20 protein-coding genes are annotated in these 16501 nt (G+C 31.5%); 15 read left to right on the top strand and 5 right to left on the bottom strand.

The features are described from left to right. Nucleotides 1-127 precede the first annotated feature (127 nt). From AS157_RS06360 to AS157_RS06315, 10 genes are all read left to right on the top strand, one after another. Nucleotides 128-778, top strand: coding sequence for a CoA transferase subunit A (locus AS157_RS06360; RefSeq protein WP_077289586.1), 651 nt, complete (start codon nt 128-130; stop codon nt 776-778). Next, the gene (locus AS157_RS06355; protein ID WP_077289585.1) at nt 775-1419 is read left to right on the top strand and encodes a 3-oxoacid CoA-transferase subunit B; all 645 of its coding nucleotides are present in this window, start codon (nt 775-777) and stop codon (nt 1417-1419) included. The genes AS157_RS06360 and AS157_RS06355 overlap by 4 nt, the downstream gene beginning before the upstream one ends. Before the next feature lie 19 nt (nt 1420-1438). After that, a complete protein-coding gene (locus AS157_RS06350) occupies nt 1439-2641 on the top strand; it encodes an acetyl-CoA C-acetyltransferase (protein ID WP_077289584.1) in 1203 nt (400 codons plus the stop codon). A gap of 107 nt (nt 2642-2748) precedes the next feature. Then, nucleotides 2749-3117, top strand: coding sequence for a GntR family transcriptional regulator (locus AS157_RS06345; protein WP_077289583.1), 369 nt, complete (start codon nt 2749-2751; stop codon nt 3115-3117). Next, a complete protein-coding gene (locus AS157_RS06340) occupies nt 3095-3880 on the top strand; it encodes an ABC transporter ATP-binding protein (protein ID WP_352039429.1) in 786 nt (261 codons plus the stop codon). The genes AS157_RS06345 and AS157_RS06340 overlap by 23 nt, the downstream gene beginning before the upstream one ends. Next, entirely contained in the window at nt 3877-4620 is a 744-nt protein-coding gene (locus AS157_RS06335) for an ABC transporter permease subunit (protein WP_077289582.1), read from the top strand. The genes AS157_RS06340 and AS157_RS06335 overlap by 4 nt, the downstream gene beginning before the upstream one ends. Before the next feature lie 2 nt (nt 4621-4622). Next, nucleotides 4623-5822 carry an esterase EstD gene (gene estD, locus AS157_RS06330; protein ID WP_077289581.1) on the top strand — a complete coding sequence of 400 codons (1200 nt, stop codon included), beginning with the start codon at nt 4623-4625 and terminating at the stop codon, nt 5820-5822. A 14-nt stretch (nt 5823-5836) separates the two neighbouring features. Then, a complete protein-coding gene (locus AS157_RS06325; RefSeq protein ID WP_077289580.1) occupies nt 5837-6169 on the top strand; it encodes a YbjQ family protein in 333 nt (110 codons plus the stop codon). Between the two features lie 149 nt (nt 6170-6318). Beyond that, a complete protein-coding gene (gene dnaK / locus AS157_RS06320) occupies nt 6319-8109 on the top strand; it encodes a molecular chaperone DnaK (protein WP_077289579.1) in 1791 nt (596 codons plus the stop codon). Between the two features lie 16 nt (nt 8110-8125). Then, nucleotides 8126-8554, top strand: coding sequence for an Hsp20/alpha crystallin family protein (locus tag AS157_RS06315; protein WP_077289578.1), 429 nt, complete (start codon nt 8126-8128; stop codon nt 8552-8554). Between the two features lie 31 nt (nt 8555-8585). On the opposite strand, the gene fliE is transcribed toward AS157_RS06315, so the two are convergent. From fliE to AS157_RS06290, 5 genes are read right to left on the bottom strand one after another with little or no spacing between them, the layout of a single operon-like run. Next, nucleotides 8586-8873: a flagellar hook-basal body complex protein FliE gene (gene fliE / locus AS157_RS06310; RefSeq protein ID WP_077289577.1), complete on the bottom strand. Its 288-nt coding sequence runs from the start codon at nt 8871-8873 to the stop codon at nt 8586-8588. 5 nt (nt 8874-8878) lie between these two features. Next, entirely contained in the window at nt 8879-9292 is a 414-nt protein-coding gene (gene flgC / locus AS157_RS06305; RefSeq protein WP_077198458.1) for a flagellar basal body rod protein FlgC, read from the bottom strand. A gap of 11 nt (nt 9293-9303) precedes the next feature. After that, the gene (gene flgB, locus AS157_RS06300) at nt 9304-9687 is read right to left on the bottom strand and encodes a flagellar basal body rod protein FlgB (RefSeq protein WP_077289576.1); all 384 of its coding nucleotides are present in this window, start codon (nt 9685-9687) and stop codon (nt 9304-9306) included. A gap of 25 nt (nt 9688-9712) precedes the next feature. Next, nucleotides 9713-10546 (bottom strand): DMT family transporter, encoded by an 834-nt coding sequence (locus tag AS157_RS06295; protein WP_077289575.1) that lies wholly within the window; start codon nt 10544-10546, stop codon nt 9713-9715. After that, the gene (locus AS157_RS06290) at nt 10543-11232 is read right to left on the bottom strand and encodes a metallophosphoesterase family protein (protein ID WP_077289574.1); all 690 of its coding nucleotides are present in this window, start codon (nt 11230-11232) and stop codon (nt 10543-10545) included. The genes AS157_RS06295 and AS157_RS06290 overlap by 4 nt, the downstream gene beginning before the upstream one ends. A gap of 60 nt (nt 11233-11292) precedes the next feature. On the opposite strand from AS157_RS06290, the gene AS157_RS06285 reads away from it, so the two are divergent. From AS157_RS06285 to secA, 5 genes are read left to right on the top strand one after another with little or no spacing between them, the layout of a single operon-like run. Further along, entirely contained in the window at nt 11293-11571 is a 279-nt protein-coding gene (locus AS157_RS06285; protein WP_077289573.1) for a hypothetical protein, read from the top strand. Between the two features lie 4 nt (nt 11572-11575). Continuing rightward, complete coding sequence (locus tag AS157_RS06280; RefSeq protein ID WP_077289572.1) at nt 11576-12229, top strand: HesA/MoeB/ThiF family protein; 654 nt, start codon at nt 11576-11578, stop codon at nt 12227-12229. Between the two features lie 32 nt (nt 12230-12261). Then, a complete protein-coding gene (locus AS157_RS06275; RefSeq protein WP_077289571.1) occupies nt 12262-13305 on the top strand; it encodes a YfbR-like 5'-deoxynucleotidase in 1044 nt (347 codons plus the stop codon). Nucleotides 13306-13317: 12 nt separating this feature from the next. After that, nucleotides 13318-13935, top strand: a complete 618-nt coding sequence (minC, locus tag AS157_RS06270; RefSeq protein ID WP_077289570.1) for a septum site-determining protein MinC — start codon at nt 13318-13320, stop codon at nt 13933-13935. Next, nucleotides 13932-16499 (top strand): preprotein translocase subunit SecA, encoded by a 2568-nt coding sequence (gene secA, locus AS157_RS06265; RefSeq protein ID WP_077289569.1) that lies wholly within the window; start codon nt 13932-13934, stop codon nt 16497-16499. Before minC ends, secA begins: the two co-directional genes overlap by 4 nt. Nucleotides 16500-16501 lie beyond the last annotated feature (2 nt).

Below are 16501 nucleotides of genomic sequence, written 5' to 3'. Positions count from 1 at the left end.
GAGTTTTTTTTTATTAGGTTTTATAACCCAAAAACCTTAAATTTTCTGCTCTTTTCCTTTTTGAATAATTTTTAGAAAAACGTTATAATTTCTTTGAAACATTTTTACAAAAAAAGGGGGGGATTTTTTGAAAGTAATAGATATGTCAGAAATCAAGACACTAATATACGAAGGAGCTACTTTAATGATTGGTGGTTTCCTTGGAGTAGGTACTCCAGAAAAAGTTATTGACGAAATAGTAAAAAATAAGATCTCAAATCTCACTGTTATAGCAAACGATACGGCATTTGAAGACAAAGGAATAGGTAAATTAATAAAAAATAAGTTATGTAAAAAGGTAATAGTTTCACACATTGGGACAAATCCAGAAACTCAAAAACAAATGATAGAAGGAAGCTTAGAAGTTGAATTAGTTCCACAAGGAACACTAGCCGAAAGAATCCGTGCTGCTGGGGTAGGATTGGGAGGAATACTAACACCTACTGGAGTAGGAACCGTGGTAGAAAACGGAAAAAAACTATTAGAAATTGATGGAAAAAAATACCTTTTAGAACTCCCATTACACGCAGACATATCCATTATTAAAGCTAAAAAGTCAGACTACATGGGGAATTTAGTATTTAATCTTACCGCAGAAAATTTCAATCCAATAATGGCACTTGCCGCCAAAATGGTAATAGTAGAAGTAGAAGAAATAGTCCCCACAGGTTCACTCGCCCCAAATGAAATAAAAATTCCAGGAGTAGTTGTCGATTACATTGTGGGGGTGGAAAAATGAATATAAAAGAAAAAATTGCAATACGAGTAGCCAAGGAATTGAAAAATGGGCAATTGGTAAATCTTGGAATAGGATTACCCACTCTAGTGGCAAATTACATTCCAAAAAATATTCACGTGTTTTTTCAAAGCGAAAATGGTATTATCGGCATGGGACCTGCTCCAAATGTAGGTCTTGAAAACAAAGATTTGACAAATGCAGGTGGAAGTTATGTTACAGCATTGCCCGGTGCAATGACCTTTGATAGCGCTTTTTCCTTTGGAATAATCCGTGGAGGACATTTAGATATTACTGTACTCGGTGGTCTCCAAGTAGACGAAGAAGGACACCTTGCAAATTGGATGATTCCAAACAAAATGATTCCTGGTATGGGTGGTGCTATGGATTTAGTCACAGGTGCAAAAAAAGTTATCGTCGCAATGACCCATACTGCAAAGGGAAAACCAAAAATTGTTAAAAAATGCACATTGCCTTTAACTTCGGTTAGACGTGTAGATTTAATAGTCACAGAACTTGCCGTGATTGAACCCACAAATGAAGGGTTAGTATTAAAAGAAATTTCTGAAGAAACTACAATTGATGAGGTACTTAAATTAACAGATGCAAATCTAATTATTAGCAAAGAAATAAAAACATTTTAATCCAACTAGGAGGGATATAATGGTATACATACTCGGACTAAAAAGAACAGCGATAGGTACATTTGCGGGGAGTTTAAAAGATATACCTGCACCAAAGCTTGGGGCAATAGCTGCTAAGGCGGCTATTAAACAGGCAAACGTCCCAAAAGAAGATTTTGACGAAACTATCGTTGGTTCTATTCTTACTGCAGGACAAGGTATGGGACCTGGTAGGCAAGTGGGAATATATGCAGGTATTCCAAAGGAAAAACCCGGGTATACCGTCAATATGCTTTGTGGCAGCGGCATGAAAGCTGTTATGATAGGAGCAGTTGATATCGTTTCAAAAGAGGCTGATCTTGTTCTTGCCGCGGGTATTGAAAACATGTCTGCTTCTCCTTATTTACTCCCCTCAAAAGCACGATATGGGGTAAAGTTTGGAAATTTTGAAGTAATAGATCACATGATAATTGATGGACTTACCGACGTTTTTAACAACATACACATGGGACTTACCGCAGAACACTTAGCGGAAAAATACCAAATTTCAAGAGAAGAACAGGATAAGTTTGCATATGAAAGTCAAATGAAAACCAAAAAAGCAATAGAGGAAAAAAAATTTAAAGACGAAATTGTTCCAGTAGAGATAATCACAAAAAAAGAAACTAAAATTTTTGATACAGATGAACATCCAAGGCTTGACGTAACACTTGAAAAACTTTCAAAGTTACGACCAGCGTTTAAAAAAGACGGCACAATAACCGCGGGAAATGCAAGCGGTATAAACGATGGAGGAAGTGCTATAGTACTTGCATCTGAAAAATACGTTGAAAAGAACAATTTAAAGCCACTTGCAAGAATAATAGCATGGGCACAGGCAGGAGTGGATCCAATGGAAATGGGACTTGGCCCTGTCCCAGCAACGGAAAAAGTACTCAAAAAAGCAAATTTAAAGATGGAAGATATAGAACTAATAGAGTTAAACGAAGCATTTGCAGCACAAAGTCTTGCGGTAATAAAATTATGGAGCGAAAAATTTGGTGTAAGCAAAGAATGGATACTTGAGAGGACAAATGTAAATGGTGGCGCAATAGCCCTTGGTCATCCAATAGGTGCAAGTGGAAACAGAATAATAGTAACATTGTTATATGAAATGAAAAAAAGGAATTTAAAATATGGGCTTGCCACATTATGCATCGGTGGAGGTATGGGCACTGCCGTTATAATTGAAAATTTACAATAATACGCCAAAATTGTATAAATCCAAGTAATCCTTAAGGATTACTTGGATTTTTTTATTTGACTTACGCATACTGTAATATTATAATATTACAGTGTAGGAGGTGTAATATGTGGTTCAGTATAAATTTTTCATCTCACGTCCCTGTATATAAACAAATTGTTGAAAATATAAAGCTTGAAATCTTAAAGGGTAGATTAAAAAACGGTGATTTTCTTCCTTCTATAAGGAAATTAGCTGATGACCTAAATGTAAATATAAACACTGTTGCAAGAGCGTACAGAGAATTAGTCAATGAAAATGTCATTAAAGCAGTTCGCGGTGAGGGATATATAGTAATAAAGGATTCTTTGGAAAAATTTAATATGGAAATACTACAAGAACTATCTGAAATTGTTAAAAAATGCCTAAAGGCCGGAATTTCAATAAATGAAATTTGTGAATTTATTAGAGGGGGTGATTTCCTTGATAAAAGTTAAAAATTTTAAAAAAACATATGGTTCAAAAAAAGCGGTAGATAATATCTCATTTGAAGTAAACAAAGGTGAAATATTCGCACTTTTAGGTCCCAATGGAGCTGGTAAAACAACAACCTTAAAGTGCATATTAAACTTAAGGAAAAAAGACAAAGGAGAAATCATACTCAATGGAACATATACATATCTTCCCGAAAAAAAAGAATTATACAAATATTTAACAGTAAAAAAATTGTTGGAAATAACCAAAGAACTTTCTTCAAACTTTTCATTTGAAAAATCATTGTTTTTTGTTAATGAATTTCAACTTCCGCTTAATGAAAAAATTGCAACACTATCACATGGAATGACAACATTATTATACCTTGCAATTGTATTATCTGAAAACGTCGATATATATTTTTTTGACGAACCTACATGGGGACTTGATCCTCTAATGCAAAAAAAAGTAATCGAAATCATCAGAAAACTATCATTTGAAGAAAAAACTGTATTTTTAACAAGTCACATACTCTCTGAAGTAGAAAAAATTGCAGACAAAATTGCAATTATGTCCAATGGAAAAATTGTCGAATACGATTACATGGATAACATTAAGGAAAAATATGTTTTATGTATTACTAACGAAAATATAAAAGGATTCTTATACAAAAAAACCGACAACGAAAAAATTATCCTTTGCAAGAAAGAAAATGCAAAAGGGGATATAAAACCTGCAACTTTTGAAATAATATTTGAGGCTCTTGTAAAGGGGGGAAAGTTATGAAAAAAGAATGGATGGACATGAAAACTAGAAGTATTTTTACCTTTGTTGTAATGTTAATACTCTTTTTTTCACTTGCACCATTTCAGAATTTTGTGATAGATCTTCTAAACAAAAACTCAGAGGTTATCCAGAGGTTTGTAGGAAATAATTTTGTTGAAAAACTCAAAAATTGGGATTTTTACATATTATCACAGTGGTTTGGGAAAAATTTTGGTCAAATAATCCCTATAATTGGTATAATACTTTCATTTCCACTATTTTCAAGGGAATTTGAAAATGAAACAATTTCATTTTTACTTGTAAGAAAATCAAGAAAAAATATATTCTACAACAAGCTTATCGTCAGCTTTATTGTACTTTTTATAGAAATCTTTGTTCTATCTTACATTCCCTATATTTACTCTATAATCACAAATAAAACACTTTCTTTTGAGACAACTACAAAATTTTTTATACACTCTTTTATCGGTGCATTTTTCTGGTATTCCATATCTTTTATGTTCTCTGTGATTTTTAACGATCAAGTTAAACCCTTGCTAACTTCTTTTGCAATACTAGGTATTTCAACTACCCTCGGATTTTTAAGACCCATAAGTTTTCTTAACACCTATAAATATATTCTTGGCTACAAAATTTTTAAAGAATCCACAATAGACTTTACATATTCAACATCACTAACTTTAATTGGAATAATACTTTTGTCCTTTTCGTATTACTTATTTGAAAATAAGGAGGTGTAAAAATGAAAAGATGGGTAATTTCTATTGTAATCTTCTCAACTTTTTTATTTTCATCAAATTTTGAAAAAATAGCTTACAATTATTTTTATGCACTTGTAAATGAAAACTACAAAGTGGCGTACAATCTATCATCCAATACAATGAAACAACATCTTCCAATAGAAAAAATAAAAAAAATATGGCAGCAAATAACGTCAACATACGGAAATTTTGAAAAGATAGTAAAATTTCAAATAATAGAAAAACCACCATATAAAGTCTTCATATTCACATCTAAGTTTAAAAAAAGCAATTTAAATATATCTATCACTCTAAACAAAGAAGGAAAAATCGATGGCTTGTTTTTCTCCATTGCGCAAAATGTAGAATATAAAATACCACAATACGTTAAAAGTGATAAATTTTCGGAAAAAGATGTAAAAGTTGGTGATCTTCCAGGAAAATTAACAATTCCAAAAGAGCACACAAAATACGCGGTAATTTTAATACATGGTTCAGGACCACAAGATATGGACGAAACAATTGGACCAAACAAAATATTTAAAGATATAGCATATGCCTTGTCAAGTAACAATATAGCAGTATTAAGATATAACAAAAGAACTTTGTATCAAGCAAATGAAAATATAACCATTAAAGAAGAAGTAATAAACGATGTTCTAAAAGCAATAAAATTACTCAAGGATTATAACTACAAAGAGATATATCTACTTGGACATAGCCTTGGTGCATATGTAGCCCCATACATTGCAACAATAAATGATAATATTTCAGGATTAATATTGCTTGCCCCACCTGCAAGAAATTTAGAAGATGTAATAATTGATCAATTAAAATTTCTCCAAAATACAAGTAATGAAATATTACAAAAACTCCAGAAACTTAAAGAAAATAAAATACCAAATGACGAATTTGTATTAGGCGCAAAAGCAAAATATTGGTATGACTTACGCAACTATAACCCATTAAAATACTTAGGGAAGGTAAAAACTTTAATACTTTTCGGAAAAAATGATTATCAAGTAACTTTAAAAGACTACAACATATTCAAAGAACACTTAACTAACAATACCAAAATTATACTCTTTAATGGATTAACTCATTTATTTATACCAGGTGAAAAAACACCAAATGCATACTTAATCGAAAATCATGTTGATGCAAAAGTTATTGATGAAATTATAAAATTTATAAAAAATTAAAGGAGGAGAACATTATGTTAATATCTACCACAGAAAAAGTCCCAGGGTACAAAATAACAAAAATATTGGGAGTAGTCATGGGAAACATAGTACATTCCAAACATCTTGGGAAAGACATAGCCGCAGCATTTAAAACATTGGCCGGCGGCGAAATCAAATCCTATACAGAAATGATGACTGAAGCAAGAAACAAAGCAATAGAAAGGATGATCGACGAAGCAGAAAAGCTAGGAGCCGATGCTATAGTGTCAATAAGATTTTCCAGCGCTGCAGTAATGAGTGGTGCCGCAGAAATATTAGCATATGGTACAGCAGTAAAATTATCCTCAACAATCGATAACAATTAAAAGTTACGTTTGCTATAATTTTAAGTAAACAACAAATTAACACACAGGAAGGCATTTATTCATGCGCCTTCCTGTTTTTTAGAATTTTATATTATCACTCTTGACAACAGAGTGCTAATATCATATAATATAAACTGGGAGGTGGAAAAATGGCAAATAAGAAAGAATACGTTGTAGGTATAGACTTGGGAACAACAAATAGTGTAATCGCATGGATGAAACCAGATTCAAATGTTGAGGTTATTCCAAATGCTGAAGGCACAAGAACTACACCATCAATAGTCGCTTTTAGTAAATCGGGTGAAATATTGGTTGGCGAACCTGCCAAAAGACAATTAATCTTGAATTCTGATAGGACTTTAAAATCAATTAAAAGGAAAATGGGAACAGATTACAAAGTAAAGATCGACGACAAGGAATACACCCCACAAGAGATTAGTGCATTTGTATTAAAAAAGTTAAAAAGAGATGCTGAAGAATATTTGGGTGGCGAAATAAAAAAAGCGGTAATCACATGTCCTGCATATTTTAATGATGCACAAAGGCAAGCAACAAAAGACGCTGGAAGAATAGCGGGGTTTGAAGTCTTAAGAATAATAAACGAACCTACAGCCGCTGCACTTGCGTATGGTCTCGACAAAAAAGGAAAAGAAGAGAAAGTTTTGGTATACGACTTAGGTGGTGGTACATTTGACGTTTCGATCCTTGAAATAGGGGATGGAGTTATTCAAGTAATCGCAACATCTGGTAATAACCATCTTGGAGGAGACGACTTTGATCAAAAAATAATTGACTGGTTAGCTGAAGAATTCAAAAAACAACATGGTGTTGACCTTAGAGAAGACAAACAAGCATTACAAAGGTTAAGAGATGCAGCTGAAAAAGCAAAAATTGAACTTTCAAGTAAGTTAGAAACCGATATAAGTCTTCCTTACATAACAGCTACCGCAGAAGGTCCGTTGCATCTTGAAATGAGACTAACACGTTCAATGTTTGAATCTCTTACTAGAGATTTAGTGGAAATGACGAGAAAACCTATAGAACAAGCTTTATCAGATGCAAAACTTAGACCAGAAGATATTGATGAAATAATATTGGTTGGCGGAATGACAAGAGTACCTATGGTACAAAACTTTATCAAAGAAATTTTTGGAAAAGAACCAAATAAAGGAGTAAATCCCGATGAAGCTGTTGCAGTCGGAGCAGCTATTCAAGCAGCAATATTAGCTGGCGAAGAAGGTGCACAAGGTAAAGATATTGTCCTAGTAGATGTCACTCCATTAACATTGGGAATTGAAGTAAAAGGCGGATTATTTGAGCCAATTATTCCTAGAAATTCCACAATACCAATCAAGAAGAGTAAAGTATTTACAACAGCAGAAGATGGTCAAACTGAAGTAGAAGTTAGAGTATATCAAGGTGAAAGACCAATTGCAGCAGACAATATATTGCTTGGTAGCTTTAGATTAGTTGGAATTCCACCTGCTCCCAGAGGAGTTCCTCAAATTGAAGTTACTTTTGACATTGATAGCGACGGTATAGTACATGTCTCTGCAAAGGATTTAGGGACTGGGAAAGAACAATCTATGGTTGTCTCTGGAAGACATAAACTTTCCGAAAATGACATTAACAAAATAATAGAAGATGCAAAGAAATTTGAAGAACAAGATAAAAGAAGAAGGGAAGAAGTGGAATTAAAGAACAAAGCAGACGACCTTGCATACTACATAGAAAAATCTCTAAAGGAATATGGTGATAAGATTCCTCAAGACGAAAAACAAAAACTTGAAAACTTAGTAAAAGACTTAAGAGATGCTATAAACAAAAACGATATACCAAGAATAAAGATGTTGTTTGACGAGCTTGATAGGGAGAAAAACAAAATAGGTGAATATATATACAAACAAAATGGTAATCAACAATCAGAAAATAGTAAATAAAAAAGGAGGTGAAACTATGTTAGCAAGAAGAGGTTACTTTGATCCATTTGTAGAGCTTCAAAGGGAAATTGATAGATTATTTGAAGATTTCATGGAACCTTCAAGAAATTCCAGAATTCACTTCCCCAAAGTGGACATATATGAAACGGAAAATGAAGTCGTAATTGAGGCAGAACTTCCTGGAATGAAAAAGGATGATGTAAAAATAACAATAGAAGATGGAGTCTTAATAATAAAGGGAGAAAGAAAATTTAACAGAGAAGATAAAAACAAGAACTACAGAGTTATCGAAAGAGTCGAAGGTCAATTTGAAAGGGCATTTGTATTACCAGATTATGTAGATGTAGAAAAAATAAGCGCTAAATTTAACGATGGTGTTTTAAAAATTGAACTTCCTAAAAAAGTAGAAAAAGAAAAGAAAATTATAGATATAAAGGTAGAATAAAAAAAGGCTTCGGGAATTTCCGAAGCCTTTTTTAAAATTGCATCCTCATTATCTCTTTATACGCATCTACTATCTTATTTCTTACCTCAACAGTAAGCCTAAGTGAAATTGATGCCTTTTCAGCTTCCACAATTACTTCGTGTATATTACTTATCTTTCCTGTGGCAAAATCGTCTGCCATTTGTTCTGCCTTTCTTTGCTGTTGATTAACACTTTTTATAGCATCATTCAATATTTTTGTAAAATCACTATTTTGCTTTTTCAAAGAATTTGGTTTTAGATTTCCATAATTTCCTATTCCATTTACCTTATCTATCATTCAAATCACCTCCCAATTTGGAGCGCACTATTAATCATCGCTTTAGTGGTATTAAAAGCAGTAACATTTGCCTCATACGCACGTTGAGCATTTATCATATCAACCATTTCCCTTACTACATTAACATTTGGTAATTTCACATAACCATTTTCATCCGCATCCGGATGAGTAGGATCGTAAACTATTCTAAAAGGAGATTGATCTTCGTATATTTTTTTAACAATAACTCCTCCATTTTCCACCCTACCTTTAATATTCCTAACTAATTCTTGAAAGACCGGAACCTTCCTTCTATACGGTTCCCCATTTTTTGTACGTGTAGTTTCAGAATTTGCAAGATTATTTGTAATAACATCTATTCTCAATCTTTGAGCTGACATACCTGTTGCAGCAATTGTCATTATATTAAATTCGTTCATACAAATCCTCCTTATCTAATATTTCTTACAACTGTGTTATACCTTTCAATATTCGCACTCATAAGTCTAGAAAGTGTTTGATACTTTAAAGCATTTTTAACCATCTCAGCCATTTCGACATCAATATCTACGTTATTCTTATCATTAGTTAAGGATGTGTTTTTCTGTATCTTCAAGATAGGATTTATATTTTCCTTAATATTAGTTATATGACTAGTAGAAGTAGTTTTTAATTTTAACTTCATCTTCGATTCACTTAATAATTCTTCAAATACTATATATTTTCTTTTATAATTTGGAGTTTCTGCATTTGCAATATTTTGTGAATGTATTTCTTGTCTTTTCAAGGCCACATCCATTGCAATCTTTAATGTATCAAAATTCGTATTAAACATCTTTTCCCTCCTCATTCTAATCATTCTACATTTCTCTTAAAAATCCTAAAAATTTCTTGGGGATTATAGTCAAAATCAAAGCCAATAAAGTTAAAATCATCCCAAATACTTGCATTAGTGAAAGTTTTTCAGATAAAAGTAAAATTGAAAAAAGCGTTGTGAAAATCGGCTCACCAACAAAAATTAATGCAGCTGTATTACTTCCTACAATTTTTTGGTATTTTGCTTGTGCAATCAACGCATATATAGTGGCAAAAACTGCAGTAAACAAGGCAACAGACAAAACGTTTAAACTAAAATTCCAAGTACCTTTTATTCCAAATAAAGTATTTAACAAAGCTACCATAAAAAACTGAGAAGTTAACAAGTCCTTTTCATTAGACTTTTTGGAATAGTGTGTTACTAAAACAACATGTAAAGCATAAAAAATAGCACAGAAAAACGTAAGAATATCACCAATATTTATACTATTAATACCTCCAGAAAGAAGATATTCACCAACAATAGCAATCAAAAATGAAAAGACTTGAATTTTTGATGGTTTCTTTTTTTCTATGTAATACGAAAACACTGGAATAAGCATTATGTAAAATGCGGTAATAAATCCACTTTTTGAAGATGTAGTTATTGAAAGTCCCCAAGTTTGAGTTGCATATGATATTCCTAACACAACACCTAAAATTATACCGTATTTATTCCCTCTTCCAAAAATAAAATACGAAAGTAAAGTCGCAATCCAAAATCGAATCGCATTATACGCAAAAGGAGAAATATTTGGTAAAATCATCTTTTGTATGGGAAAAGTTAATCCCCAAATCAAAGTTACAATCAATAAATTTATTATTGCAACAACTCTCATATTCTCCCCTCCAAATATTTAAGATTATCGTTAATAAACGTTATATTTTCTTCAATAATCATAGCCGTCAAATTGCCGCCATAAACACATCCTGTATCTATATTAATATCATAAATTTTTCCATCCTTCTTCAAAACAACAGGTTCATTTACGGGGGTATGACCGTGCACAACTACATATCCATCTATATATTCTGGTACTCTATACCATATATTGCTCCCCTTTAAAGATACATTATATTCTTTTAAAAACTCACAAAAATTTCCTTCAAAACTTAAGGCTTCTTTTAGCGGAAACGACATTGATATATTTGCATGAGAGAATACAAAATTAAAATCTTTTATCTTTTCAAAGTGTATAAAACTAAGTTCCTGGAAAAAAGGAATATAATTGTTTAGTTTTTTGCCAAAAGATTTCAATGTCTTTAACCCACCATTGTTTTGAGAAAGCCAACTAGACGGTTTCCCTTGCATGTATCTTAACATCATTTCTTCATGATTACCCAAAAGTACCACTTTATTTTTTATCTCTAAAACCAAGTCCACAACTTTCTTAGAATCATTACCTCTATCAATAAGATCACCTAAGAATATATACTTTATATCACTGTAAACTCTTTCAATATAATTAACTAACCTTTTAAATTGTTCGAAACAACCATGGATATCACTAAAAACAACTATCATATAAATCACCAGAAAAATTATATAATATTAACAGGAATATATCAAATAAGGAGGAAAAGTATGAAAATAAAATTTTCAGGAGCTGCCAGAAATATAATTGGAGTAAATACAATCGAAGTAAATTTTGGTACACTCGATGAAATTTCGAAACAAATTAGCCGAAAAATACATAAGAAAATATCGTTTTTGATAGAAAATGAAAAAACTTTCTTACTATTAAACGACAAAATAAAAACTAAAGTATCTGTTGTAATCCTAAATAATGGTGAAAATATCCTAAACAAAGAAAGCATAGAAGACGGAGAACTAATAATATTAATACCAGTTGGAGGGGGATAATATTATGAAAAAATTAATTTCAAGACATGAAAAACTAATTGATAAAAACATATTAAGTAAAAAAATTTTGGTTGCAGGTGCAGGTGGGTTAGGTTCAACCAATTTGGAATTGCTAGTTAGACTCGGTTTTAAAAACATCGTTGTATACGATCCAAAAAGTATAGATCCACCAGATTTAAATCGTCAAATACTATTTGATTATTTCGACGTAAACAAACAAAAAGTTATAATCGCAAAAGAAAAATTAAAAAGGATCAATCCAAATTGCAACGTTGAAATCTTTGCACAAAAAATAACAAAAAACTTTTCCAAAAAAGTTGATTTGATATTTGACTGTCTAGATAATATAGAAGGAAGACTTATACTGGATGATTTATCACACAAATTAAATATTCCTCTAATACATGGCGCTGTAGAAAGATTTTCTGGACAAATAACCGTAATCTTACCAAATGTTACAAAGTCTTTATCAAATATATTAAAGGGGTATGTTTTTCCGACAACGCCACAAGTATTTCCACCTGCCGTTTCAATTACCGCATCATTTCAAGTTTCGGAAGCAATAAAAATTTTATCTGGAAATCTTGAAGATGCACTCGTAAATAAATTACTTTTTTTTGATCTTAAAGACAATTATTTTGAAACAATAAGAATTTAATGTGTTACAATATTTTCAAAGGAGGGAGAATATTGGGAATCGGTAAATTAATATTTATGATGGGAAATTTATTTACAATACAAAGATGGAATAATAAACCAGCAGTTATAAAATTTTCCGAAGCTGACAATGCTTATTCTACTCTTTTAATTTCATTCGCCTTAAGAGAATACTACAATATGGAAATCGAAAAAGCGGTAAAATGGAGAATGAGTAGAATACTACCCAAACTTGTACTTTCAGATGTTTCACTTGAACTTAAAGAGCGCGTAGAAAGACTTTCTCCAGATGTCTGGGAAAAAGTAAGAAACAGAGCATTCAAAGATCTATACAACATAGTAGAAAAAGACCAACTAGATAACATTACAGACGAAAAATTTGAACCAATTGATAAATTTGCAGATATTTACACAAGTCTTTTTGAAGCAAAAGTAAACGATAAAGTTTTTGATTTTAAAAAACCCATTTTTGAACTTGAAGAAAAACTTAATAAATATAATAATAACTTCCCAGATGATATACCAAAAATATTTTTTTCAATTGCACTGAATATGGTATCCATGGTAAGGTGGAATAGGATATATAGAAACATAAAAACAACCGTTGCAGGACATTCTTTCATTGTTGTGGCAATTTCATTTATAATAGCAAAACTGTTAAATCTTGAAAAAGATAGTGTTGAAAACATAATAAAAAGAGCACTATTACACGACTTACCAGAAGCTTTTACTGGAGATGTTATAACTCCAACCAAGAAAAAAACAAAAGAATTAGACATGTTGGTATCCATGGTAGAAAAAGAAATGTTCAATGAATGGTTAAAGGAAAATCCAAAAATTTCATATTTGAAAAAGTACGAAAATATGGTTTCAGACCCTTTTTCTACCTTTGAAGGTCAAATAGTTAGAATTGCAGATTATTTTGCCGCTCTATTAGAATGCTCACTTGAAATATTTTCAGGTAACAAAGAAATAACATTTAGAAACGTATTTTTTGATCTAAAAAAACATTTGAAAACATTTGAAAAATTAGATTTAGGAGAATGGATTGATGAAATAGAAGACATTGTCTTCTAAGGGGGGAGTGTTTTGTCATTTGACTTAAAAGCATTTAAATCCGATATTGTTTTCTACATTGATGAGTACGATAAAATTCAAAATTTACTCTCAAATATTGATTCAAAAATGAAAGAAATCAAACACTTTTTTGATGGCAGAGAAAAAGTACTTTTAAAAGTGAAAAATTTAAAGGAAAAAATTTGCGATGTTCCAAAAATAATAGAAAAATTAGAAGAATATAATATCAAAACTAAAGCTATAATAACTGATGAATTCGATGAAAAAAATATAACTGTAGAAAATAAAGAAGAAGAAAAAGAGAAGACTATCATTCTCATTAAAAATCTAAGATCCGGTCAAAAAATAACTCACAATGGAAATATTATTTTAGTTGGAAACGTACATGTGGGTTCAGAAATAAATGCAGGAGGTTCTGTTGTAATTTTCGGTTCTTGTCACGGACTAATTAAGGCCGGTTTAAGGATAACACCTGCATATATACTTACACTTTCTTTAAATAGCCCACTAATTCAAATAAATGATATAAAACATCAATTATCAAAAATATATAATAATCCCACTTTTATCTATTCAAAAGGTGGGAAATTGATATTTGATGAAATCGTTCAAAGGGAGGAAAAACTGTGAAATTATTTGATAAGAATGAAAGAGTTTTAAAAAAATATTGGAAAAATGTAAAAAAAATCAACGAAATAAACTTAGAAAATTCAAAATTTAGTGAATTAATTGAAAGAATAAACAAAATAAAAAAGGAAATTACCCAAGAAACCATAGATGATTATCTATATGAAGTTTTTGCAATAGTAAGAGAAGTTGCAAAAAGAACCATTGGATTAAGACCTTTTGATGTGCAGCTTATTGGTGGAATGGTATTACACGATGGTAAAGTTGCCGAAATGAAAACCGGCGAAGGAAAAACACTTGTAGCAACTATGCCAGTTGTACTAAATGCCCTTTTGGGAAAAGGTGTACACCTTGTAACTGTAAATGATTATCTTGCCAAAAGAGATGCTATGTGGATGGGACCTATATATCTTGCTTTGGGACTAAGAGTAGGAATAATAAACACACAAAACAAATCGTACGAAATTATCTGGAAAAACAAAGAAGCTTTTGAAAATGCTGTTAAAGAAAACTTAAGTGTATGGCCATTAGATTTTTCCGATGAATTTTTACCAGAAGAAAAGAAAGTAAAAAATGCAACCCTTGCATTTGAGATAGAAATAAAAGAAATAAGTAGAAAAGAATCATACCAATGCGATATTACATATGGAACAAATACGGAATTTGGTTTTGATTACTTGAGGGACAATTTAGTCATAGACCTCTCCGATAGAGTTCAAAGGGGACATTTCTACACCATTGTCGATGAAGTAGATAGCATTTTAATAGACGAGGCAAGAACTCCCCTAATAATTAGTGGCCCATCCAAGACAAAGGCCTCAGATTATAAAAGATTTAACCAAATTGCCAAAAAACTAATTAAAGACAAACATTTTACAGTAGATGAAAAGAAAAAAACGGTTATATTGACCGACGAAGGAATTGAACATGTGGAAAAATTGTTAAATATCAACAACCTATATGACCCTGAACATGTAAACAAGATGTATTTTTTACTAAACGCATTAAAAGCACAATATTTGTTTAAAAAGGATGTAGATTATATTATCCATAAAGGAGAAGTTATAATTGTCGATGAATTTACAGGAAGACTTCTTCCAGGAAGAAGGTATAGCGGAGGTCTCCACCAAGCTATCGAAGCAAAAGAAGGTGTTTCTATAAAAGAAGAATCAATAACTTATGCAACTATAACTTATCAAAACTACTTTAGAATGTATGAAAAACTTGCCGGTATGACCGGGACTGCAAAAACAGAAGAGGAAGAATTCAAGCAAATTTATGGAATGGATGTTGTTGTAATTCCAACACACAAACCTATGATAAGAAAAGATAGAGACGATTTGATATATAGAACACAAGAAGAAAAATTCCAAGCAGTTGTTAATGAAATTAAAAAGAGGTACGAAAAGGGGCAACCTGTACTTGTAGGAACTACCTCTATAGAAAAAAGTGAAAGACTTAGCAAAATGCTAAAAAAAGAAAACATACCTCATAACGTTCTTAATGCCAAACATCATGAAAAAGAAGCAGAGATAATCTCGAAAGCCGGTCAAAAAAATTCAATAACAATTGCAACGAATATGGCAGGAAGGGGAACAGATATCAAACTTGGCCCAGGCGTTAAAGAACTTGGCGGACTTTTAATAATTGGAACAGAAAGACATGAAAGTAGAAGAATCGATAACCAACTAAGGGGTAGAGCTGGAAGACAAGGTGATCCAGGTGAATCCATATTTTTCTTATCACTCGAAGATGATTTAATAAGGATATTTGGTGGTGAAAAATTAGAAAAAATAATGAACATAGTCAAAATAGAAAAAGGAGAACCAATCTACCACCCAATGCTCACAAAACTCATTGAAAAAGTACAAAAGAAAGTAGAAAGTATAAATTTTGGTATCAGGAAAAATCTTCTACAAATGGATACTGTATTGGATGCCCAAAGAAAAGCCATTTATAGCTACAGAGAATATTTACTCTCAGGAAATATAGATGAGCACTTTAAAGATGCCATTGAAGATTTTACAGAAAGAAGATTAGAAGAATTTTGCGAACAAAGTGTTTGTGATGTCAACAAAATAAAAGAAAGTCTAAAAATTGTAAATATAACGGGAGAGATACCAGACACAAGAGAAGAATTAAAAGAATTTTTGAAAAACAAAATAATCGAAAAGTTTGAAGAAAAGAAAAAAGAATTTGGTGAAGATTTCCACAAAATAGGAAAATTTATTGCATTAAGGGTAATTGATGAAAACTGGAGACAATACCTTGAAGAAGTTGAACATGTAAAAGAAGCAGTAAGTCTCAGGGCATACGGACAAAAAGATCCGATAATAGAGTTTAAAAAGGAAACATACAGAATGTTTGACGAAATGATGTCAAGGATCTTTGAACAGACAATAATCTATACGTTAAACATTCAAAGGCTTTCAGATGAAACAGAAAGACAATCTAAAAAAGAATTGGAAAAAATCAACACCCAACACGATGAATTTAGTTTGGTTAATAGGCGTAAACGAAGATCTGTAGACAAAAAAGGAAAAAAAAGATTAAAAGTAAAGAGGTGAAA

The sequence above is a fragment of the Thermosipho sp. 1244 genome (assembly GCF_018588215.1).
In the GTDB taxonomy this organism is placed as follows: Bacteria; Thermotogota; Thermotogae; order Thermotogales; family Fervidobacteriaceae; genus Thermosipho; species Thermosipho affectus.
The sequence above is the reverse complement of the archived record's forward strand: the minus strand, read 5'-3'. Positions and strand labels throughout refer to the sequence as shown.